This window comes from Prosthecobacter sp. GW821-HT29F12 (assembly GCF_058803405.1).
In genome coordinates, this window is the sequence record NZ_CM179517.1 from 2,750,545 (window position 1) to 2,774,199 (window position 23,655).

General features: G+C 61.4%; 12 protein-coding genes. 5 read left to right on the forward strand and 7 right to left on the reverse strand.

The window, feature by feature from the left end; genetic code table 11:
- Window positions 1-17: 17 nt before the first annotated feature.
- The 3 genes from AC3RLQ_RS11365 to AC3RLQ_RS11375 all read right to left on the reverse strand — a co-directional run bounded on the left by AC3RLQ_RS11365 (window position 18) and on the right by AC3RLQ_RS11375 (window position 5,026).
- A complete protein-coding gene (locus tag AC3RLQ_RS11365) occupies window positions 18-2,567 on the reverse strand; it encodes a protein kinase domain-containing protein (protein ID WP_493037130.1) in 2,550 nt (849 codons plus the stop codon).
- Between the two features lie 111 nt (window positions 2,568-2,678).
- Window positions 2,679-4,343 (reverse strand): ArnT family glycosyltransferase, encoded by a 1,665-nt coding sequence (locus tag AC3RLQ_RS11370; RefSeq protein WP_493037132.1) that lies wholly within the window; start codon window positions 4,341-4,343, stop codon window positions 2,679-2,681.
- Window positions 4,343-5,026 (reverse strand): PIG-L deacetylase family protein, encoded by a 684-nt coding sequence (locus tag AC3RLQ_RS11375; RefSeq protein ID WP_493037133.1) that lies wholly within the window; start codon window positions 5,024-5,026, stop codon window positions 4,343-4,345. The genes AC3RLQ_RS11370 and AC3RLQ_RS11375 overlap by 1 nt, the downstream gene beginning before the upstream one ends.
- Window positions 5,027-5,196: 170 nt before the next feature.
- Between AC3RLQ_RS11375 and AC3RLQ_RS11380 the strand changes: the two genes are divergently transcribed.
- Window positions 5,197-5,946, forward strand: coding sequence for a glycosyltransferase family 2 protein (locus AC3RLQ_RS11380; RefSeq protein ID WP_493037134.1), 750 nt, complete (start codon window positions 5,197-5,199; stop codon window positions 5,944-5,946).
- Between the two features lie 31 nt (window positions 5,947-5,977).
- Here the strand turns inward: AC3RLQ_RS11380 and AC3RLQ_RS11385 are convergent, their stop codons facing one another.
- The 3 genes from AC3RLQ_RS11385 to AC3RLQ_RS11395 are packed head-to-tail and all read right to left on the reverse strand — an operon-like array spanning window position 5,978 to window position 10,898.
- A complete protein-coding gene (locus AC3RLQ_RS11385) occupies window positions 5,978-7,102 on the reverse strand; it encodes an ABC transporter permease (RefSeq protein ID WP_493037135.1) in 1,125 nt (374 codons plus the stop codon).
- Window positions 7,103-7,104: 2 nt separating this feature from the next.
- Window positions 7,105-9,858 carry a ribosome-associated ATPase/putative transporter RbbA gene (rbbA, locus tag AC3RLQ_RS11390; RefSeq protein WP_493038719.1) on the reverse strand — a complete coding sequence of 918 codons (2,754 nt, stop codon included), beginning with the start codon at window positions 9,856-9,858 and terminating at the stop codon, window positions 7,105-7,107.
- The gene (locus tag AC3RLQ_RS11395) at window positions 9,855-10,898 is read right to left on the reverse strand and encodes an HlyD family secretion protein (protein WP_493038721.1); all 1,044 of its coding nucleotides are present in this window, start codon (window positions 10,896-10,898) and stop codon (window positions 9,855-9,857) included. The genes rbbA and AC3RLQ_RS11395 overlap by 4 nt, the downstream gene beginning before the upstream one ends.
- A 506-nt stretch (window positions 10,899-11,404) precedes the next feature.
- Here AC3RLQ_RS11395 and AC3RLQ_RS11400 point away from each other — a divergent pair.
- The 4 genes from AC3RLQ_RS11400 to AC3RLQ_RS11415 all read left to right on the forward strand — a co-directional run bounded on the left by AC3RLQ_RS11400 (window position 11,405) and on the right by AC3RLQ_RS11415 (window position 19,125).
- Complete coding sequence (locus tag AC3RLQ_RS11400) at window positions 11,405-13,687, forward strand: PQQ-like beta-propeller repeat protein (RefSeq protein WP_493037137.1); 2,283 nt, start codon at window positions 11,405-11,407, stop codon at window positions 13,685-13,687.
- Window positions 13,688-13,730: 43 nt separating this feature from the next.
- A complete protein-coding gene (locus AC3RLQ_RS11405; protein ID WP_493037139.1) occupies window positions 13,731-15,365 on the forward strand; it encodes an outer membrane protein assembly factor BamB family protein in 1,635 nt (544 codons plus the stop codon).
- Window positions 15,366-15,497: 132 nt separating this feature from the next.
- Window positions 15,498-17,813, forward strand: coding sequence for a PVC-type heme-binding CxxCH protein (locus AC3RLQ_RS11410; RefSeq protein WP_493037141.1), 2,316 nt, complete (start codon window positions 15,498-15,500; stop codon window positions 17,811-17,813).
- 112 nt (window positions 17,814-17,925) lie between these two features.
- Window positions 17,926-19,125: a family 10 glycosylhydrolase gene (locus tag AC3RLQ_RS11415; protein ID WP_493037143.1), complete on the forward strand. Its 1,200-nt coding sequence runs from the start codon at window positions 17,926-17,928 to the stop codon at window positions 19,123-19,125.
- On the opposite strand, the gene AC3RLQ_RS11420 is transcribed toward AC3RLQ_RS11415, so the two are convergent.
- Window positions 19,122-23,456, reverse strand: coding sequence for a PAS domain S-box protein (locus AC3RLQ_RS11420; RefSeq protein WP_493037145.1), 4,335 nt, complete (start codon window positions 23,454-23,456; stop codon window positions 19,122-19,124). The genes AC3RLQ_RS11415 and AC3RLQ_RS11420 overlap by 4 nt on opposite strands.
- Window positions 23,457-23,655 lie beyond the last annotated feature (199 nt).

Consider the following 23,655-nt stretch of genomic DNA (forward strand, 5'->3'; position numbering starts at 1 on the left):
AATGATTCACAGCGCCCTTATTTCCCACGCGCCAGCACCACACGGAAGCCGATGGTGTTCCGTCGTGTTTCCGGCGGCACGGGCATGCGTGCTGAGGCCAGGAGTTCATCCTGGGAGGCGGAGCGCCAGTTGCCGCCGCGCGTGGTGCCGAGAACGGGTTTCGCGGGGTCACCTGGTTTGGCGGGTGGCAGCGGCGTGTAATCCGTTTCCACCCATTCGGAGACATTGCCGGCCAGCCCCGACATGCCGCGATCATTCGGGCGCAATGCGGTCACGGGAGCGAGGAATGGAAATCTGTCGTCGTAGCCGGGAATCGCGCTGTCGAGGCTGGCTTTACGCGCGCCGCTCATGTCGGCGAGATTGTCCACGTCCTCGGGCGGCGGCCATTCAAAACCCCAGGGATAGATGCCACGGATGCGGCCATTGCGTTCCTCAGGTGATGAACCACGCTCCAGCGGCAGGCCCACCGCACGGCTCCATTCTTCATCCGTGGGCAGACGGTATGAATCCTTCGCGCCGATCAGCCCGGCATTGCGCTCACGTTCCGTCAGCCAGGCGCAGAAGGCCCGGGCCTCCTCGCGGTCAACCCCCACCACAGGCAGTGTTCCGCCGCCTTTGTTGGTGCCGTCCACCCGCCCCGGGCGGCGCGCCTGGGTGGCTTTGCAAAACTCCATGTAGTCGCGATGGCGGGTCTCCCACGCGGAGAACATCACGTCCCCCAGCGGCACCAGATTCATCCCGAGACTGTTCGCTTTCCATTGGCGGCCAAAGGTAACGGCCTTGCGCGTCTGCATGTCGGCAATGAGCTCCGCCTGCTCCCCTTCCCGCACCTCGCCTTCCAGCACCACATCTGCAAAGCCCTCCTCGCGCAATTCAAACTCCACGGGTCCGGTGCGCACCCGGGGAAGCTCCAGCGGTGTCTCGCCCAGAAACTGATCGTGCTGAAACACGCGCACTTTCTCCGGCTGGCTGTGCACCACCACGCTGCCATAGGTCTGCCGCTCCACGCGCAGGTGAAACGCACGCCAGTTCTTTTCCTCACCCTGTTCGCTTTTGTCCATGTCCCGGCCCTCCGGCATGTCATCGGCGGCGGCCTGCCCGCTTTCCACAAAGTAGAACGGCTCCACTTCGTAACGGTGTTCCTGACTCAGAAAGGCCTCGCTGCGGTCGCGGTCCGTCAACCAGTAGCGGAAGGCTTCCGCATCACCGTCAGGAACGACGACAAGATAGGCCGACTCCTGGTCTTTGCCGCTCTGAAAACGCACCACCTTGCCCTCAAACGATCTGCCGGTGGCCTCCAGAAAGCGCTTGAAGAATTTCATCTCCACCGGCTCCGCGCTGATGTGCCCACCAGCTCCGGGCTTGAACACCATGCCGAGGCTGTTCACCCAGCGCTCGCCCTTTTGCGGCAGCTTGGAAGGCTCCAGTTTCAGGTCAAACATCGCCGGCTTTTCATCCAGGGCGATGTGGTCGATCTCGATCTGCTTGTAGCCCGGCAGGCGCAGTTGATAGATCACCGGCACGCCTTCAGCGGGGTTCAGTTCCAGCGGCGTCACGCCCAGCTTTTCTTCACCGGCAAACACCACCGCGCCGGGAGGCGTCGTCACAATCTTGAGGCGCGGCACGCTGTTGTTCACCGCCATGAGCATGCGCGTCCGATGATTCTGCGCCAGCCACATGCCAAATCCCACCGCCAGCAGGAGCGCCACCGAGCCTACCGCGATCCACGACCACATCAAACGACGGGAGGAGGGCAGCGGTTCTCCTCGCAGCGCCAGCGCCATTTCCCGCGCACTGACAAAACGCCCTTTCGCCTTGGGCGCACAGGCCGTGCACACCACATCCTGAAGCCTGCGCCAGATCTCCAGGCTGGAACCCGTTTCTGCACAGGAAGGCAGGTCTGGAAAATCCAGCCGGTCCTTCCCGGTGCTCGCTTCATACAGCACCATGCCCAGAGAGAAAATGTCGGAGGCTGCCGTGCCCGGTCCCTCGGGAGCCACAAAGCCCTCCGTGCCCACAAAACTGCGCTGCCCCAGCAAGGCCACCAGCCCGATGTCCGCCAGCCGGCAGATGCCGTCGATGAAGATGAGGTTCGAGGGTTTGACGTCGCGATGGATGAGCTGATTGCGGTGCAGGTAGTCCAGCCCCTCGGCAATGGTCGCGCCCAGCTTGATGCACAGATCGGCAGACACGCATTTGTCCCGCTTCATCTGCAGCCCCAGCGTGTGGGGCTTGTAGGTGTCGGCATGGATTTCGCGGCCGGTCTCCAAGTCATCCGCCAGCTCCATCACATAGTAATAGAAGCCCTCAAGGTCGTTGCGCCCCACCTGCAGGATGGGCACCAGCGCCTCATGCCGGCGGGAGATGGGCTCAAACTTTTTGATCGCTTCAAACTCTCGCTCAAAGGATTCGGGCCGGTCGTAGTCCTCCCGCCACACCACCTTCACCGCCCGCAGCACCCCGGTGACGCTGCGCGCCAGCCAGACCTCCCCAAACGCCCCGTGGCCGATGATACGTAGGGTCTCGTGATCGCGAATATCAGGCGCTGTTCGTGACTTGGACTGCATGCAGGAGGTTGGAATAGCGGAATTACACCGCAACCGCGCCTGCTTGTCGAGTTGTGAAGTGGAGAAATGCGGGGCTGTGGCACTGGCAGCCACAGCCCATCGGACCAGCGCCTACTGCTTGCCCTTGATGCGGAACACCAGGCGGTCACCAATGACCTTGATTTTCTCGCAGCGGTCTTTAAGCACCGAGCCGCTGGACTGGAAGTGGTCCCAGTCACGCATGAGGGCGATGCAGAGGACGCTGGGGTACTTGTCGGCAAACTCACCCGTGCCGACGTCTGCACGCAGCATGTGCAGAGGCGGGTGTGGGGTGAAGTAGGGCTGCGTCTGCTCCGGCCTGGATGGGAAGAAAATGACGCCATCAGGCATGCTGCCGGTGTAGTAGGTCACGGCGCGGGCAATGAAGCTGGAGGAGATGATCGGCTCGCCGGGCTGGCGCACTTTCATGGCCTCTGCGGCGATGCCACGGGTGGAGGTGTACTCCATGACCTTGGCATCCACCCCATACTGCATGTACATGATGATGAATGCCGTGACCAGAACCGTGGTGCCGGCCCAGGCAACGGTGCGCCGCAGGAGCATGAGCACCATGGGGATGCTGATGATCGCCGCCAGGACGTAGATGACCGGGGACAGGTCTTTGATGAAGGCGTTGCTGTCCTTGGGCAGCATGAGCGTGATGGCACTGGCAGCCCCCAGCACGAGAACGGTCTGCAGCACGGCGAGGGCGGAGGCGAGGAGGCGCTCCCCTTTGCCACGGAAGCCGTTGCCGATCCATTGATCGAGCGTGTGGCCCATCACCAGGGCCAGGGTGACGAAGAGGAAGAAGGTGTAGGTGGGCAGCTTGCTGTTGCAGATGGTGAAGAAGATCAGGTTGGGCACGAACCAGCACACCAGGAAGAGCATGCGGCGGTCGGTTTTGATGTCCTTCACCGTGCGCACCACGGCGGCGATGAGCAGCGGAATCCAGGGCAGATTGCCCGCCACCATGATCATGAGGTAGTACCACCAGTGGTTGCTGTGCTTGTGCTCGGCGCTGGTGAGACGCTCCCAGTTTTCATGCACAAAGAAGCGGTGCCAGTACTCCATGCCGTACTTGGAAAACATGGTGGCGTACCAAGGGCCGGCGATCAGAAGCCAGGCAACGATGCCAAGCCAGAGGCCTTTGCCGCGCCAGGGAGAGCGTTTGCCGGTGAGCCAGAGGTAGCAGATGGAGCCGAGCGTGGGCACCAGGAAGCCGACGGGGCCTTTGGTCAGCATCGCCAGCGCGGAGGCGATGAAGTGCAGGATCATCCAGCGGTCGCGTTTGTCCTCCTCCTCGGTGGCCAGCCAGAAGCAGAAAACGGAGGCGCTGATGCACAGCGCCAGAAAGATGTCCGTGAGCATGAGCCGCGACATGAAGGCGTACTCCACCCCGGTGGCGAGCACGACGGCCGCACAGAAACCGGCGCGCGGCGAAAACATGCGCCGCCCAAAAATCCAGGTCAGAAACACCAGCAGCGTGCCGGCGGCGGCGGAAGGCACACGTGCGGCCAGCTCCGTCTGGCCGAAGATCTTCTGCGCGATCATGGACTGCCAGTAGAAGAAGATCGGCTTTTCAAACTGGCGCTCGCCAAAGATGGTGGGCGTGAGCCATTCGTTCCCCTTCACCATTTCCGTCGTGGTCTGCGCGTAGAACGGCTCATCCGGGTCGATCAGGGGCAGGTGCCCGAGACGCCACCAGAACATGACTGTACAAATGGCGAGAAGGGTGAGGAATTGGGAGCGCGTTGACATCAGGCTGGGTTGGATGGAATGAAAATTTCTTGATCGCGTGCATACCCGCAAAAGCGGGAGCTGCTAAGGAAAAGTTGGGTTTCGTGGCACTCGATCGCCGCGAGCTTGCGGGCCTTTTGCTTCAATGTGAGATGAAGGGTGAGCCCGGCCGCCTCAGGGCAAAACCAGCGGCGGTGGATGAGGTAGGCCCATTGCGGCAGGTCCATCCCGGCACGGTGCATGGCCTCCTGAATGAGGTCGTAGGAGCCCATGTGGTCCGGGTGGTTGTCGTCCTGGGAGGGCACTACCAGCAGCGTGGGGCGGAAGGTTTGCAGCTCAGACACGTGCAGATCCAAGGTGCGTGCGTCTTTCTGCTGCGAAAGCCGGGTCAGCCCCTGATCCGGCAGGCCGAAAAAGGACGCCGCGTCCGCCGGCAGGCCGAGAGTCTGCAAGGAACGCTGCGCCTCAAGACGACGCCGTGCGCCCCAGCGCTGACGGCAGGAGGCGTCGATGGTCCAGCGCTGCTCGACGTAGCGCTGCGGCCAGGGATTGTTGTCGCCATCGGTCTGGAAGACCACCCGCACCTGCGCCCCCAGCGCCACCGCCTGCTGGATCAGTCCGCCGCAGCCCAGTGCCTCGTCATCCGGATGGGGGGCAAAAACCAGCACGCGATCCTGGGGTGAAAGCGTGAAGGAGGAAGGCATCTGGTGGGATCAGGGAATAAGGGAATAAGGAAACCGCGGGGGTGGGGGGGAGGATGGGAGGCATTTCCATACCCGGCTTCTTTCAGCGTGCCAGATGAATTCTTTGCGGGGGCATATTCTGGTTGGACAGGGTTGGGGAAACCGTGGAAGATTGCCGACCCACTTCATTCATGCAGGCCGCCAGCCCCACCCCAACCCCCACGTGCAAGATCGCTGCGCTCATTCCGGCCTACCGAGAAGCGATGGCCATTGCCGATGTGGTGCAGCGGACCCTTCCTCATGTGGACCTGGTGCTGGTGGTGGACGACGGCTCGCCTGACGACACGGCGGAGCTGGCCAGAAAAGCCGGCGCCGAAGTCATCAAGCACACGGTCAACCAAGGCAAAGGCTCAGCGATGAAGACGGGCATGAAGACCCTGACCGAGCGTGGCTTTGATTATATCATGCTGCTGGACGGAGACGGCCAGCACGCCCCGGAAGAAGTCTCCCGCTTCACCGCGCTGGCACGCGCAGGCACCGCCTACGTGGTGGTGGGCAACCGCTTTGAAAACGTCAAGGGCATGCCGATTGTGCGCCGGATGGTGAACAGCCTGATGTCCCGCATCATCAGCAATGCCTGTGGCGTGCGCATCCCGGACACGCAGTGCGGCTTCCGCCTCATCCGCTCCAGCCTGGTGTCCTACATCATGGGCAGCAGCGACCACTTTGACTTTGAGACCGAGATGCTTCTGCTGGCCAGCCGCGCCGGATTCACCATTCAAAGCGTGCCCGTGAGCACCATCTACGGTGCCGAAAAGACCAAAATCCGTCCGGTGCAGGACACCATCAAGTTCATCAAGCTGATGCGCAGATGGCAGCGCCAGTCCGCCACCATGCCCGCCGGAGCAGCCGAGCTGCGTCAGGCCGCGGCGGAGAAGTAACACCGCCCACGGGGCCGTCGTTTGAAAGGGTTCAGGCCATTTCATTGATGGTTTTGCGAAAGCGCACAAGGGCGATGGTGAAGAATGTAGCACCGATGCCGATCAGCACCAGAAACTGAGGCCACACCACGTTGAGGCCGGCACCGCGAAACAAAACCGCCTTGCCGAACGACACGAAATGCGTCGTCGGCGCGCAGAGCATCAGATGCTGCACAATGCCCGGCATGCTTTCGCGTGGAGTGAAGCCGCCGGAAAGCAGTTCCATGGGCAGCAGGATCAGCACCGCGAGAAGGCCAAACTGCGGCATGGAGCGCGCCAGAGTGGCCATGAAAATCCCCATCGAGGTGGTGGCGAAAAGATGCAGCGCCGCGCCGAGCAGGAAGAGCCCCACGGAACCTTCCACCGGCACGTGCAAGGCCCCCTGCACCACGCCGAGCAGGGCGATGGTCGCAGCCACCAGCACCACCAGCCCCATGGACCAGATTTTGGCAACCATGATCTCGAACGGCGTGACGGGCATCACCAGCAGATGCTCGATGGTCCCGTGCTCGCGTTCGCGAATCAGCGCCGCACCTGTCAGGATGATGGAAAGCATGGTCACATTGTTGATGACCTCCATCAAGGAGCCGAACCAGGACTGCTCCAGATTGGGATTGAAACGTTCACGCAGGACCAGTTCCACCCTCGGTGCGGCGCTGCTGCGGTAGTGCGCGACGAATTCATTGACCTCGTCGGAGATCATCTGCTGCACATAGCTGCTGCCGGTGAAGGCCTGCGTCATGCGGGTGGCGTCCACATTGAGCTGGAGACGCGGGGACTTGCCCGCCAGCACGTCGCGCTGAAAATCCGGCGGTATGTCGATGACAAAGGTGTAGTCGCCATTGTCCATGCCCGCATCCATCTCGGACAGCGAGATCATGACCGGCGGACTGAAGCGGGGCATGGAAAACGCTGCGGCGATGCGTGCCGAAAGCGGTGAACCGTCCTCGTCCACGATGGCGATCGGCGCCTTGTGCAGCGTGTCCGGCATGGCCGTGGCGGCGATATAGATCGAAACCGTGAAGGTGTAGGCGATCAGCACGAGCATGACAGGATCACGTGCCAGGCTCCAAAGCTCCTTGATTCCAAGCCGGTAGATGTTGGGGGCGAGTGGCATGGTCAGGCATCCTGCTTTTTCAGCAGCGCAATGGACAAGGAGATGATGAACACCACCGCCAGCAGCATGGGCCAGAAGGAATGCTGCAGGCCGGAGAAGCCCAGGGCCTTGTTGAACACGCCGCGGCTGATGTTGAGAAAATAGGTGGCCGGCTGAATGCGGCCGATGAAGAGGCCCGTTCCCTCCAGCGAAGACACCGGATTCAGGAGGCCGGCAAACTGAACCACGGGGATGATGGTGCCAATGAGGGTGACGAAGATGGCCGCAATCTGGCTGCGGGTAAACGTGGAGCAGAACAGGCCCAGGCCGGTCGAAAACATCACAAACAAAAGCGCGGCCACGGCAAAGGTCAGAAAACTGCCTTTGAGCGGCACGCCAAAAACCGTGATGGCCAGCAGCGTGAGCAGTGCGAAGTTCAGCATCGCCAGCAGCACGTAGGGCAGCTGCTTGCCGAGCAAAAATTCACTGCGCGTGACCGGGGTGACGTAAAGATTGGTGATCGATCCCAGCTCCTTTTCACGCACGACCGACAGCGCGGTGAGCATCGCAGGAATCATCAGCAGGAGCATCGGGATCACCGCCGGCACCATGGACGGCAGGCTTGCCACATCAGGGTTGTAACGGTAGCGCGTCTCGATGGTGGCCGGACCGGCTCCGGCATTCTGACCGAGCCGCCGCTGGGAAACATCCAGCAGCCAGTTCTGATGCATGCCATGCACATACGCCTGCACCGTCTCGGCGCGGGCTGGCATGGAGCCGTCCACCCAGGCTGCGATTTGGGCGGGATTGCCGCGCTCCAGGTTCCTGGCAAAGTTGGGGGGAATCTCAATGGCCAGCGCGAGTTCGCCAGATCGCATACGTCGATCCAGATCAGCATAGTCGGTGATGGCCGGACGTTCGATGAAGTAGCGCGAGCCGGACAGGTTGAGCGCGTAATTCTGGCTCAGGCCGGTCTGGTCACGATCAAGCACCGCATAGGTCAGGTTTTCCACGTCCAGGCTCATGCCATAGCCAAAGACGAACAGCAGGAAGATGGACCCGAGCAGGGCCATGGTGGCGCGGACGGGATCGCGCTTGAGTTCCAGAGCTTCACGCAAGCTGTAGCTCCACGCACGCCGCCAGCTGAATGCTTTCCGACCAGCGCGAGTGACCGGCGCCGCCGAAGGAGGTGGAGCCTCCGCTTCGACCGCGGGCGCCTGCTTCTCCTGCTCATCGCTTTCTTGCAGATAGCCGATGAAGGCCTCCTCCAGCGAGGCGGCGCCTCGCTCGCGCACAATGGCGGCGGGAGCATCGGTGGCCAGCACCTTGCCCGCATTCATCAGCGAGATGCGGTCGCAGCGCCCCGCCTCGTTCATGAAATGGGTGGAGATGAAAATCGTGACCTGGTCGTTGCGCGAGAGATCAATCATCAGCTGCCAGAGCGTGTCACGGGCGATGGGGTCCACGCCCGATGTCGGCTCGTCCAAGATCAGCAGCTCCGGCTTGTGCACCATCGCCACGGCGAGTGACAGGCGCTGGCGGATGCCCAGCGGCAGGCTGTCTGGCATGGCATCCAGCAACGAAGCCAGGCCAAACCGCCGGGCCATCTCCGCGACGCGTGCGGCAATTTCCACTTCCGGCACCGAAAACAGTCGGGCATGCAGCACGAGGTTCTGCTGCACCGACAGCTCCGAATACAACGAGAACCCCTGCGACATGTAGCCGACGCGCCGGCGCGTGGTGATGTCCCTGGCATTGACTTCATGACCGAGCAACATCGCACGCCCCTCGGTGGCCGGCAGCAGGCCGGTCAGCATCTTCATGGTGGTGGACTTGCCACAGCCATTCGACCCGATGAACCCAAAGATTTCTCCCCGCAAAATGCGAAAGCTGACCTGGTCCACCGCAGCGAAATCGCCGAAGCGTTTGGTGAGATTTGAGGCTTCAATGGCAACCTGATCCTTGTTCGCAGTGCCAAGCGGCGGGATCGAAACCGCACGATGTTCGCGCTGCTTTTCCTCTGGCAGCAAGGCAATGAAAGCTGCGTCGAGTGATTCACTCTGAGAACGGGCGAGGATCTCTGCGGGTGAGCCGGTGGCCAGCACCTTGCCGGCATCCATCGCCACCAGCCAGTCGAACCGCTCTGCCTCCTCCATGTAAGCCGTCGCGACAATGACGCTCATGCCGGAGCGCTCGTCGCGAATGCGCTGGATCAGCTCCCAGAACTGCGAGCGGGACAAGGGATCCACGCCGGTGGTGGGCTCATCGAGAATCAACAAATCCGGATCATGGATCAACGCGCAGCACAGACCCAGCTTCTGTTTCATCCCGCCGGAAAGCTTCCCCGCCGGACGCGACAAAAAGGGAAGCAGCCCGGTGCTGCGCGTAAGCTCGTCAATGCGGCGGCGGCGCTCGGCGGCATCGTGACCGAAGAGCCTGCCAAAGAACTGCAGATTCTCCTCCACCGACAACGTGGGATAAAGATTTTTGCCGAGCCCCTGCGGCATGTAGGCGATGTGCGGGCAGACCTCCTCGCGATGACGCACTCCCTCCATGTCGCCACCCAGAACTTCGACGCGCCCCTGCTGCACCTTGCGGGCTCCGGCCACCAGCGCGAGCAGACTGGATTTGCCCACGCCATCCGGGCCGATCAGCCCCACCATTTGCCCGGCCGGAATCTCCAACGTGACACCTGCCAGCGCGCTGGTTTTGCCGTAGTGCAGACTGACATCCACCAAGTGGGCCACATGCACGGAACTGGATGGCACCCGGTTCATTGGGGGACCTTGATCGCCAGGCTCTCCGGCCATGCTGCTTTCGCGTCAAGTTTCAGCCATGCCACACCGGGCACACCTGTTTTGACCAGTTTCAAATTCTTTTGCAGCAATGGGCGGCCGAACTGCGCCTTGACGCGAAACATCAGCTTCTGCCGTTCAGTGGCGGTCTCCACGGTCTTGGGTGTGAATTGAGCGACACTGGCCACATAGGAAACTTGCGCCGGGATCACATATTGCGGTGCCGCGTCCAGGATCACGCGCACTTCGCTGCCCAGCGCCACCTTGCCCACCGCCGTCTCGGGCAGAAAAAAGGTCAGATAAACATCGCTGAGATCGACCAGATTGAGAACCTTGCCGCCGGCGGCCAGCACTTCGCCCGGTTGTGCGACGCGATACTGCACACGACCATCTCGTGGCGACTTGAGCTGGCAGTCCAGAATGTCCGCCTCGATGCTGGCGGCGGTCGCCTTGCTCGCGGTTACGGCGGAGTTGGCTCCTATGACCTGGGCTTCCGCTGCCTTGATCGCCGCCTGGGCTGCGGCCACCTGGGCTTGTGCCGCCGTCACCGCAGCCTCGGCACCGTGCAGGCGGGCGAGATCATCGTCGTGGTCCTGCAGGGATATCGCACCGCTGGCAGACAGCGCTTTGGTGCGCAAAAATCGGCTCTTGGCGGCTCCGAGCTCTGCCTGGCGCTGGGCGGTCGCAGCCTGCGCGGCAGCCACGTCACTCTGCCGAGCAACCACCTGGGCCTCGGCACTGGCAACGGCGGTGATGGCCTGCTGCAGCTGGGCTTTCGCCGCGTCGTACTGCGCATTGAGCACGTCCACCTGCATCTGCGCCAGCAACTGCCCCGCCTGCACAAAATCCCCCTCATCCACCAGAATGTTCTGGACGCGTCCGGCCAGCTTGGTGGCGATGTCCACCTCGGTGGCTTCCACGCGCCCGTTCCCGCTCACAAAGCCAGCGCCTGGTCCTGCAGGCTTTAATTTGAGCCCCAGCACAACAGCCATGACGACCACAATAACGGCAGTGGCGATCATGCCCCCATGATCCTTGATCAAAGACATGCTTGTTTTTTTGAAGGGCCGGCTTGCCAAGTCCGAGGCCGGAACTGGCGGTGCCGCACCCGTGGCAGCGGGAGGCACGGGAGTGACACTGTTCGAAGCATTCGGTGTAACGGGCAGAGTCATGATCAGGGAGAGGAAGGAGACAGGTTTGGAAGCGCCTTCAATTTACCCCTTTCCAAGAATCTGAACTGTCGATTCCTGTGCCATTCTTGCAGGTGCTGAAACAGCGGTCATGCCAACCGCTACGCTGATGGGGGCTCAAAGGCAGCCACGGCCAAAGTTTAATATGGAATGCACCGAGGATTCCACGTTTCCGCCCGCAACTGTGGTCGGCCTTCTGCAAGATGGCAGGCGTATGATGCGTTGCCATCATCCCCCATTGACAGCTAGTAACGCCTCCTGTGCGAAAGGTATGAAAATCGCATTGAAGCGCGTCACATGCTCACGATGTTTCATTTTCCATCCTCCCCTCCCAATCCATGCACCACCGTCCCCGACCCTCCTTCGGCTGTTTGTTTGCCGCCACTCTGGCACTGACCGGAATCTCCCAAGCGAATGACTGGACCAACTGGCGTGGCCCGCTGCAAAACGGCGTGAGCCTGGAGCATTACACCAAGGCAGGAAAATTGGACGAAAAGCCCACGTGGACTGCGGACATCCGCAGCCGTGGCATCCCGGTGGTGGTGGATGGCAAGGTCATCCTCTGGGGCTACAAAGGAGAGACGACGGATCTCATCGAGACCCTCACCTGCATGGATGCCAAGACGGGCAAGCAGCTGTGGCAGCATGAGTTCAGCGACTATCTCAGCGATTCGATCTACAACCGCTACTCCATCGGCGCGCCGACGGTCGATCCTGAAACGAAGCGCATCTACCTCGTCAGCAATGCCGGTCGCTTCCTCTGCTATGAACTCGACGGCAAGAAGGTCTTCGAGATTCCGCTGATGGAAGACTTTGGCCGCATGACCTTCCCCAACGCACGTGTGGGCAGCCCTGTGATCGAAGGTGACTATGTGATCACCCACTTCATCTTTTCCAACTGGGGCGCCGACGGCCCTGCGGCAGACCGTGTGTATGCTTTTGACAAAAAGACCGGCGAACTCGCCTGGTGGTCGCTGCCGGGCGTCAGCCCGCCGGTGGACAGCTCCTACTCGACGCCGGTGCTGGAAACCCGCGACGGCAAGCGTGTGATGTATTTCACCACCGGCTGCGGTAACATCGTCTGCCTCAATGCTCGTAGCGGCAAACCCTACTGGAAGATGCAGACCTGCAAAAACGGCATCAATTCCTCCGTGGTGATTCACAAAGGCAACAAGCTCATCTCCATCCATGGCGATGAAAACGTCGACAACTCCGAGAAGGGCCGCATGACCTGCATCAAGCTGCCGGAGAAGCTCACTGCGGCCGTGCCGCCAGCCACCGAATCCACCACGCTGGAGCCCAGCGTTGAACTGTGGCGCAATCCCATTGGTGCCACCAGCAGCTCCCCTGTGATCGTCGGTGACGTGATCTATCAGCTCACGGACGGCGCTGAACTCTACGCCATCGACGCCAACACCGGAGCCGACCTGTGGAAAAAGAAGCTCAGCAATGCCAACCTGCATTCCTCCCCGCTGTATGTGGACGGCCTGCTCTACTGCCCCCTGATGGAAGGCAAACTCGTCGTGGTGAAGCCCGGCGAGAAGGACGGTGAAATCGTCCAGGAGCTCACGCTCGATGGCAACTGCCTTGGCGCACCCAGCGTCTGCAATGGCATTCTCTACGTGACCACCACAAAGCATCTCTATGCTTTCGCCATTCCGAACAAGGGCATCAAGGTGGACGAGGCGCCTGCCGTGGAAATCCCCAAGGCCGGCAAGGCCGTGGCCCTGCAAATCATTCCTGCCGAAACCGTCATCATGACCGGCGAGAAGCAGAAGTTCCGCATCCGCAGCATCGATGCCAACGGCTTCGTTGTCAGTAAAGACGTCAAAGGCGTGAAGTGGGAGACCTTCATCCCGCCGACCGCCAAAGTGAAAGCCACGATGGACGGCAAGTTCAACGACGCCGGCGAGCTCGAAGTCGCTGCGGACGCCAAGTCCAGCGCGGGTGCTTTCAAAGCCACCTCCCCCGAAGGCATCTCCGGCACGATCCGCGGACGTGCTTTGCGCAATCTGCCGCTGATCGAAGACTTCGAAAAATACAATCTCACCGAAACGCAGCCCACCGAAGGGGTGAAATTCTCCTACCCTCCCCTGCCTTGGATCGGCGCACGCTTCAAATTCGACGTGCGTGAGCTCAACGGCAACAAGGTGTTTGCCAAGACCTTCGATCGTCTGCTGTTCCAGCGTGCCACGGTCTTCGTCGCCCCGTCTCATCTGTCGAACTACACCATGCAGGCCGACGTCATGACGGAAGGCAGCGCCCGTGCGAAGTCCGACATCGGCCTCATCAACCAGCGCTACCTGATCTGCCTGCGCGGCAATGCCGGCAAGCTTGAGGTCAGCTCCAACCCTGAGCGCTTGAAGCAGGAAATCCCCTTCAAAGTGGTGGCCAACACCTGGTACACCCTCAAGACGCGGGTGGATGCCGCCAAAGACGGCAGCGGTGTCGTCCGTGCCAAAGTCTGGGACAAGTCACAACCTGAACCCGAGGCCTGGACGCTCGAAGTCAAGATTGCCAACAATGTGCAGACCAACGGCTCCCCCGGCATCTTTGGCTTCACGGCCCTGAATCAGAAGCGGGTCTTCCTCGACAACCTGAGCGTCACCCCCAACAAGTAATCACCCACGGAACGCGCCACGAAACGTTTGTTTTTTAAACCACATGACCACGAAACTTTCTCCCATCCTCGCCGCGGCCCTGGTTGCCACGGCCTCGCTGAATGCCGCCGACTACACCCAGTGGGGTGGCGGCAACACCCGCAACATGGTGTCTGATGAAAAGGGCCTGCCGACAGATTTCAGTCCCGGCAAGAAGTACGGACCCAAGGCCGCGCCAAAAGTAGCCGGACGCCTCCGCCCGAACGCCCAGGACGCCAACAAGGCTCCCGGCGCCGAAGACATCGACATGAGCACCACCAAGAACTGCCTCTGGGTGGCCAAGCTGGGCTCCCAGACCTACGGCACGCCGATGATCGCCAACGGTCAGGTGTATGTGGGCACGAACAACGAGACTCCGCGCAACGACAAGCACATCGGTGACCGCGGCATCATGATGGTGTTTGATGAGTACACAGGTCAGTTCAAGTGGCAGATGGTTTCCCCCAAGATGGGCAGCGGCAAGGTAAATGACTGGGAGTACCTCGGCATCTGCGCCAGCCCGACCATCGTCGGCGAAAAGGCCTACGTGCCGAGCAACCGCTGCCAGATCGTCTGCCTCGACGTCAAGGGCCTGTCCAACGGCAACCAGGGCATGCAGGACGAAGGCGCCTTCATGGCCCCTCTCGACAAAGACGGCAAGCCGACCGCAGCCCTCACCCCCGGCGACACTGATGCCGACATCCTCTGGGTGTATGACATGTACAAAGAACTCGGCGTCTTCCAGCACAATGCGACCGCCGGTTATCCGCTGGTGATCGATGGCAAGGTCTTCGTGCCGACCTGCAACGGCGTGGACTGGACCCACACGAACATCCCTTCCCCGAACTCCCCGAGCTTCATCATGCTGGACGCCGAAACCGGTGCACTCCTCGGTGAAATGGATCACGTAGCCTCCGAGCGCGTGCTGCACTGCTCCTGGTCCTCCCCGAACTCCGTGGACGTGGACGGCAAGAAGCAGATCGTCTTCGCCGCTGGTGACGGCTGGGTCTACTCCATGGCCCCTGAGACGCACAAGGACGCTGAAGGCCTGGACATCCTCAATGAGTTCTGGCGCTATGACGCCAACCCACCGGAGTATCGCAAGAACTCCGCCGGCGAGCCCATCAAGTACGTCGAGTATGACGGCCCGAGCGAAATCATCGCCACTCCAACCATCGCTGATGGCCTGGTGTATGTGAACATCGGCCAGGACCCTGAGCACGGCGAAGGCGTCGGCTGCCTGAGCTGCATCGACCCCAAAGGCAAGGGCGACATCACCGGCAAAGCCCTCTGGACTTTCAAAGGCATCGAGCGCACCATCTCCACCCCTGCGGTGAAGGACGGTCTCGTTTATGCTGCGGACTACACCGGCCGCCTCTTCTGCCTCGATGCCAAGACCGGCAAGGAGTACTGGAAGTTCGACACCAAGGGCCACATCTGGGCCAGCCCGCTTGTTGCTGATGGCAAGGTGTGGATCGGCAATGAAGAAGGCGAACTCTTCGTCCTCGCCGAAGGCAAGGAGCTCAAGGAAATCACCACCATCGAGTTCCCCTCCCCCCTCCTCAGCAGCGTCGTTGCCGCAAACGGTGCGCTGTATGTGACCACCCACACGCACCTCTACTGCTTCAAGGAAGGCGCCAAGACGCCTGAGGCGAAGTAAGTTTCCAAGCCGGACAATTCACGAAGGCGGGCCAGCGATGGCCCGCCTTTTTTGTGCTCACTCTCCCGTGCTGGATGCGCGCGGTGGAGCGGACGTTTTTAAGATTGTTGCTGCGAACCCCGTAGTTTTTGAATGTTGCCCAGCCTTTCTTGTTTGTTGGATGCCCCCAGCCTCCGCCGCGTGATCTTCGGTCTGCTCGTGTTTTCCACGGCCCATGGAGAGATCCCCAAACCCGACGATGCACCGAAGCCGCTGTCTCCGGCGGAAAGCGCCAAGCTATTCCAGGTGCCGGCGGGTTTTCAGATCCGCCTGCTGGCCAGCGAGCCGCTGATCCATGAGCCCTCGGGCATCTGCTGGGATGACAAGGGGCGTTGCTTTGTGTGTGAACTGCACGGCTACAATGTCGAAGGGCAGTACGACATCGACGAACTCAACAAGACGGGGCAGCTCGATCTCGAAGTGCGGCGCATTCAGGCGAGCGAGGCGGCGAAGAAGAAGGCCGAGGCGGAAACCTACGGCACGGTGAAACTGCTGCGCGACACCGATGGCGACGGCTTGATGGACAAGGCCATCGTGTGGGCTGACCGCCTGCCACCATGTTATGGCATCGCCGCAGCGAATGGCGGCCTCATCGTGGCCTGTGCGCCGCACATTGTTTTTCTGAAGGACAGCGATGGCGATGACAAGGCCGACGTGAATGAGAAGCTCTTCAGCGGCTTTGGCACGGGCAATCTGGAGCGCGGCATCAATGCGCCCACACTCGGGCCGGACGGCTGGTACTACTTGGGTCGCGGCTGGGCCGGGGGCGAGATCACAGGACCGCATCTGGCGAAGCCCGTGAAGCTGCCCGCCACGGACTTCCGCATCCGCGCAGATGGCAGCGCCATCGAGCCTGTGAGCGGCAGCACCAAGACGATGGGCATGGCCTTCACGCCCGGCGGCGAGCGCTTTGTCTGCACCACGACGCATCCTGGTCTGTACGTCACGCCCATCCCGTGGCGCTACCTCATGCGCAATCCGGACGCTGCCGCGCCGCTGCTGGACGCACCGGCCAGCGATGACACGCGCGTCTATCCCATCTCCAAACCGCACCCCTGGCGCACCAAGCGCGAGCAGCATGCGGAGTACTTCGCCTTCTACCGCAAGATCAGTCTCAGCGATGCCGCAGCGTCCGGTTACTTCACCTCCGCCTGTGGCCCGCTGGTGTGGCGTGGCCAGTACTTCGTGTGCGAGCCCGCGCAGAGTCTCATCCACCGCGCAGACATCATGCGGGACGGCACGCGGTTGCGGCTGGAGCGCGTGAAAGGCGAGGAGCAGAGCGAATTTCTCGTCTCGCGTGATTCCTGGTTTCACCCCATGAGCCTCGCGCGCACGCCCGATGGCAGCATGGCCATCTGCGACTTCTACCGCGAAATCATTGAGGACTACTCCGCCATCCCGCGCCACCTGCAGCAGCAGTATGGCGTGACCCACGGGAACGACCGAGGCCGCATCTGGATTCTCGAAGCGAAGGAGCCGTACGCACAACCAAAGCTCAGCGCCAGCGAGGCCATGGTGCTGCAACTCCGAAAGAATGATGACAAGCCGTTGGATGCCGCGACGCGCGCACTCAGCCTCAAACAAGAACTGGAGCCGAACCTCGCATTGCAGCTGGCGCTCAGTGTCGGTGCCGATCAAGAAGCTCTCCTCGCACTAGCGCGGAATCATGGGCAGCTCAAGTGGATGGATGCGGCGATTGCGAGCTCCGCCTATCATTTGGAAAAGGACATCCTGCTGGCGCTCGCCGCAAATCCAGGAAAGAGCGAGCCGGTGATGAACAACCTCGCAGGCATCATCGCCAGCCGTGGCGATGCCAGGGAGATCTCCGCCTGCCTCGCGGTCGTTACCACGGGCAAGGCTGGCGACATCCTGCGCCTGGGTCTCGAAGAAACCAAGCCCCTGCCCCAACAAGCCGAGGTGCCTGCGCCCACCGCCCCCAGCGCCGAACAGAATGACGCGTGGGAGAAGCGCGTGCCCGCCGTGCTGGCCGCGCTGAAGGAGAAGCCAAATCTCGAAGAAGGCCGCGTGCTGTTTCAAAGCATCTGCGGCGCCTGCCACAAGTCCCACGGCATCGGCGTGAGTGTGGGGCCGGACCTGGATGCGGAGTTTCAGCGCGCGCCGGAGATCATTGTACGCGATGTGCTCTTTCCCAGCGAGGCCGCACGCCCGGGCTATGAAACGCTGCGCGTGAAAACGCAGCGCGGCGAGACGCTCCTCGGCATCGCCGCGTCTGACTCGCCCACCAGCGTGACCTTGAAACTCCCCGGCGGCACGGAGCGCACCGTGCTGCGCAAACGCGCCGAGATCCGCACGCTGCGCAACGTGTCCCTCATGCCCGCCGGACTCGGCGATGCGCTCAAGCCTGAGCAGGTGGCCAGCATCATTGCGTTTCTGCGGTCCGCACCGTGAAAGTAGTCCAGTTTCGCCGCAACTGGTCCGGACAAAACTCCAGTTGAAGCGCAACTGGACTGCTTTGCTGCGCCATCCGCAACGAATCCGCCGCCATCCGCGTTCTTTTGCCATGACCCGCTTTCTCCTGCCCGCCGTCTTCGCGCTCAGCGCTTCGCTCTTCTCCGCTGAACCGCCAAAGCCGCGCAATGGATCGCTGATCCTCATCACCAATGACGATGGCTTCAGCTCGTTTCACAGCGGGCGCTACAAGGGCGCGGAGGATCTGCGCAAGGCGATGCTGGCGTACAAGGACACGCAGATCGCGGTGATGGAGTGGTGCGTCATTGCAGGCAGTTGCTCGAATTATCCCTCCAAGGTCACGGAGCTCTACGGCACGGGCATGACGGAGTTTCCACGGCGTGGCGACAAGCTGGCGCATGAGACGGTGAAGCGCATGGCGGATGCGGGAGAGAACACCCTGGGCATCGTGGCGGCGGCCTGCCATGATGCGGGCATTTCGTGCTATGCATCGCTGCGCATGAATGGCGACTACCCGGAGAGCATGTGGGGTGGCACGTTTCCACGCTTTGCCAACGGCAGCTTCTGGTGGAAGCACCCCGAGTTCCGCGTGCTGGATGCCAAGGGCAAGCCGGGCTATCACCAGTCCTACGCCTTTCCCGAAGTGCGCGAGTTCAAGCTCAACATCCTGCGCGAAGTGGCGGAGCAGGACATCGACGGCCTCAACCTCGACTTCCAGCGCCACCCCACGTTCTTCGGTTTTGAGAAGCCTATGAGCGATGCCTTCAAGGCGAAGTACGGCATCGAGGCCAGCACCGTGCCACAGGATGATCCGCGCTGGTTTCCGCTGCGCTTTGAAATGATGAACATCTTTATCCGCGAAGTGCGCCAGCTTTTGGATGAGGCCGGCAAGCGCAAGGGTTGCCACCTGGGCCTCTCCGCGCGCATTGACTGGAAGAAGTACGCCACCTGGGGCTGCGACATCGACACGTGGCTGAAGGATGGCCTGCTCGACTACCTCGTCGTGGGCCAGCATGGGCTGGGTGGCTACGACTTCGACATCGCGCCGTTTGTGAAGCTGGCGCAGGGCAGCGGCTGCGCCGTGCTGTTTGGGGAGGAATCCATCGTCAAAGGCCATGACCGCACCGCGGAGGAGGACCGCCTCATTGCCGCCGGCAAGATGAAGCCCGCCCCCAGCACACTCCTGACCCGCGAGCAGTACGATGCTCGCGCCGCCAAAGTCCGCGCCGCCGGTGCGCAGGGCGTGCACCTGTTCAACGAAGGGCGGAAGGAGATGATGAAGGGGTATTAGATGAGAGCCGCGGGATCAATGACAGCCCTGGGCACATTCTCCCGGCGGGTTGTTTCATCTTGCGCCTTCGGATGCAGCACTCCGTAGATCGTGCGCAACAGCACGTTCGAATTGTACGGCTTGTGCAGGACTGCTTCCACACCCAGCGATTTCATGCTGTCGAGCTGGGCCTGATTGCACAACCCCGAGGAAGCGATCACCGGGAGGCCGGGGTTTATTTTCCGCAGCGTGCGCAATAACAGCACACCATTCATGACAGGCATCATGATGTCCGTCAAAACGAGAGCAACACTCTGCGAGTGCTCGGTGTACAAGACGAGGGCATCTGTCGCATTGCTGGCCAGCAAGACGCGGTAGCCGTTTGCCTCCAGCACCTCACGCGCCGCCTGGGTGATCGCCACCTCGTCATCCACCACGAGCACGCATTCACCGTGGCCGGTCGGAACAGGTGAAATGGCAGAGATGTCCGCATTCCCCTTATGATCCGGGGCGGCTGGCAGATATATCTGGAAGGTCGTCCCTTTGCCAGATTCGGTCACCACCTTGAGCAGGCCGCCATGGCTCTTGACGATGCCGTGCACCGTGGAGAGTCCGAGTCCTGTGCCTTTGCCAATTTCCTTGGTGGTGAAGAAGGGATCAAAGATGCGTTCGAGGATTTCCGGCGGGATGCCAGTACCGGAATCGCTCACTTCCAGCAGCACATGCGGGCCTGGCGCTATGTCGGGCAGCATGCTCGCGTAACTGGCATCGATGTCGAGATTGGCGGCGCTCAGCCGCAGCCGCCCCCCTTCGGGCATGGCGTCACGCGCATTCACACAGAGGTTGAGCAGCACCTGGTGCGGCTGCGTGGCATCCCCCAGCACGGGCCACAATTGCGGCGCATTCACGCACTCGACGGTGATGTCCTTGGGGAAAGTACTCCGTATCATCTGCTCCATCTCAGTGATCAGCATCTCGACCTGCAAAGGATGCTTTTCGCCCTCCAAGCCACGGCCAAAGGCAAGCACTTGCTTGACGATCTGCGCCCCACGCGCCGCACTCGACTCGATGGTGTCGCACAGACTGTTCCGCTTTTCCGCTGGCAGTCCCAGCCGCAGCACGGCCACGGACATCATGATGGGGGTGAGGATGTTGTTCAGATCATGCGCCACGCCGCTGGCCAGGGTGCCGATGCTCTCCATGCGCTGCGCCCGGAGGAACTGCGCCTCAAGCTTCTTGCGTTCGGTGATGTCGTGGAAGGTCCACACACGACCGTAGTAGGTGCCATCACTGCCGCGTACGGGTGCGGAGTAGCTTTCCAGGACGGTGCCATCCAGCAGTTCGATGACATCCGTGCTCGATTTATCCGGATGCGCATTGAGGTGGGCGAGCTTTTCGGCAAAGACCTGAGGCTCGCAGATCCGGCCAAGGATGAACTGAACCTGCTTGGACTCGTCAGGGTCGTCGGCGATGGGCGGCGGGATTTTCCACATCTCGTTCATCCGCTTGTTTTGGAGCAGCTTCCGCCCTTCGTTGTTCACCACGAGGATGCCATCGATCGCGGAATGAACCTGCGCCTCAAAGAACGCGGTGCGCCAGCGCAGCTCCTTCTCCGCCTGCAGTCGTTTGGCCTCGCCTTCGCCCACCTCCAGCGCAAAGCCGATGTCCATGGCCAGTTCATCCAGCAGCAGCGTTTCCTCCTCGTTGAAGAAGCCGGTCTTGTCCGAATACAGCATGAAGACGCCCACGATCCTGCCCGCGACTTTGAGCGGGAAACACGCGGAGGAGCGGTAGCCGCGCTTCAGCGCCTCCTCCCGCCACGGCGCCATCAGCGGGTCATGCTCCATGTCGTTGCTGGTGATGTGCTCTGCGGAGAGGAAGCACCGCCCCGAGGGGCCGCTGCTCCGCACCTTGTCGCTCAGGTCGATGTTTAGCTGGTCCAGGTACCCCTCCACCACGCCCGCAGAGGCCACCGGCTGCAGCTTGTTCGTGGCGGCGTCGTGCAGTCCCACCCACGCCATGCGGAAGCCGCCCTTCTCCACGGCGGTCTGGCAGGCCTTCGTCAGCATCGCCTGCGGATCTTTCTCATGCACGATGGTCTGGTTGATGGCGCTGAGCACCGCGTAGATGCGGTTGAGCTGCCGGATGCGCAGCTCGGCCTGCTTTTGCTCCGTGATGTCCTGGTTCGTTCCCAAGATTTTACCCGTCCGGCCTCCCGCGTCCATGATGATCTGGGAGCGCACCAGCATCACGCGTTCCGTGCCGTCTCTGCGGGTGATGCGGTGCTCAAACTGCCGCGCGAAATTCGGATTTTCCGCCGCGATCCCCAGCGCCACTTCTTGGGCCACGATCCCGGCATCCTCCGGATGGACGAACCGCCGGATGTACTCCTCCGGAGACATGGAGACCCCGCCTTCCTTCTCCGAGGTGGTGCCGAGCAGTTGGAAAATGTGCTCGTCGGCGGTGACGATGTTTTTCACCACGTCAAACTCCCAGTGCGCCAGCTTGGCGATGTCCATCGCCAGCAAGAGCTGGGACTGCTTTTCCCGCAGCGCTTCGTCCGCCTGCTTCTGCGTGGTGATGTCGAGTTCGATGCCGTCCCACACCACATGCCCGTTGGCCGCGCGGCGCGGCGCGGAGCTGAACAGGCTCCAGCGGATGGCCCCGGAGGGCAGTTGCATGCGCAGTTCAGCCATGAAGGGCTTCATGCCAGCCAGCGCCTCGGCCTCACGTGCAGCCACCAGGGGCCGGTCCTCTGCCACCACCTGCCCGTAGAGAACCTTCGCATCAAGCAAGACCTCCTCGGCGGTGACTTCATGCAGTCTCTCCACGCCGGCGCTGACGTATGTGAAGCGCCGGTCCGTCCCATCTGCGCCCATGTCGAGCTGGTACATCATGCCGCTGGGCAGATTGTCTCCGAGGACTCGGATGCGCTCTTCACTTTCCCGCAGGGCTGCACCCGCCAGCTTCTGCGCGGTGATGTCACGCGCGATCTTCGAGGCTCCGATCACCTTTCCCTGGCTGTCCTTGAGCGGGGAGATGGTGGCGGAAATGAAAATCCTCCGCCCGTCATTGCAGACGCGCACTGTTTCGAAATGCTGCACCGTCTCGCCGCGGGTGATCCTGGCCAGGATTTCCGCCTCCTCATGCCGAAGCTCGGGCGGGAGCAGAATCTGCAACGGCTGGCCGATGGCCTCCGCCGCAGTGTATCCAAAGATTTTTTCCGCGCCGCAGTTCCAGCTGGTGATGACGCCCTCGATGGACTTGCCGATGATCGCATCCTCGGAGGACTCCACAATGGCTGCCAGCTGCGCCTGCTTGCGCTGCAGTTCCATGCGTTCTGTGATGTCCACAACGGATGAAATGACGCATTTGCGTCCGCCCAGATCGATGGGATCGGCATTGACATTGACTGCCTTGCGGCTGCCATCCCGAGTGATCGCATCCATCTCCATGTCACGCAGGGAGCCACCGGTTTTAAGCGGTTCAAACCTCCGGCGGCGCTCTTCAGAGCTCTGCCAAATGCCCAGTTCCAAAGAAGTATGCCCAACCACTTCCTCGGGTGAAAAGCCGATGATCCGGCAGTAGCTGTCGTTGACCTCCATGAAACGGCCCGTCTCGATCTCGGTGATGGCGATGCCACTGGGGTTGGATTTGAAGGCTTTGAAAAATTTCTCCTCATTTTCCTCCAGCTCCGCCAGCTCCCGACGGCGGGTGGTCAGGTTGAAAACCAGCACCAGCGCGCACGCGAGGGCCAGCACCATCACCACCAACACCGCCCAATACAGGTGGCTGACGCTGTGGTGGATCGCCCCCGAAAGGCTGATGCTGTTGCTGTGATTGTATTTGAGCAGCTCCTCGGCGGATTGGAGCACAGGCAGGTAGGCCGGAGCCAATTCATGCTCGAGGAAGACAGAGGCGCCTTCACGGTCCCCGGCCAGAATGAGGGCCTCATAAGCCATGCGCTTGGTGTTAAAGGCCGAGTACCCTTTCTTCACCCTCTCCAGCAGCGACCGGTCCTGCTGTGGATTCTTCCGGATGCTGTCCTCGTAATTTTTGAGCGCTGCGGCAAAGGCCACGTCGGCCTCATGGACGGCTTTCAGGCTCACATCCCGGAACTCGGTGGTCTTGCCCGAAGCAGCCGCCAGCACCAAGGTGAGGCTGCGGGACATGGACATCCGCATGTAGTGCGCGTTGATGGTGCCGGGCACTGCATCCTGCGTGATCAAGTCGCTGTCAGTCTCCACTTTCCGCCCGCTGGAGTAAGCCACCGCTGCCAGAGCTATTAGAAGCATCAAAATAGCGATGCTCGCCAGCCGTATTTGGAAGGAGGTGTTGCGCTTATGGTTCATTACGGGCTTCGCATTCCGACTGGTTTCTTTGGCAGTGGTCACTTTGTCCTCGTCGTCCACAACAACGGGTCTGCCATACGCGAGCCAAACCTTTAGAACTCAGGCGCATTTAATTCGCCCGAGCAAATAAATGCGAGCTTACATTTTTTTAGAACAAAAAAAGATCATAGAATGCCAATGACCACCGGTCCATGCCTCC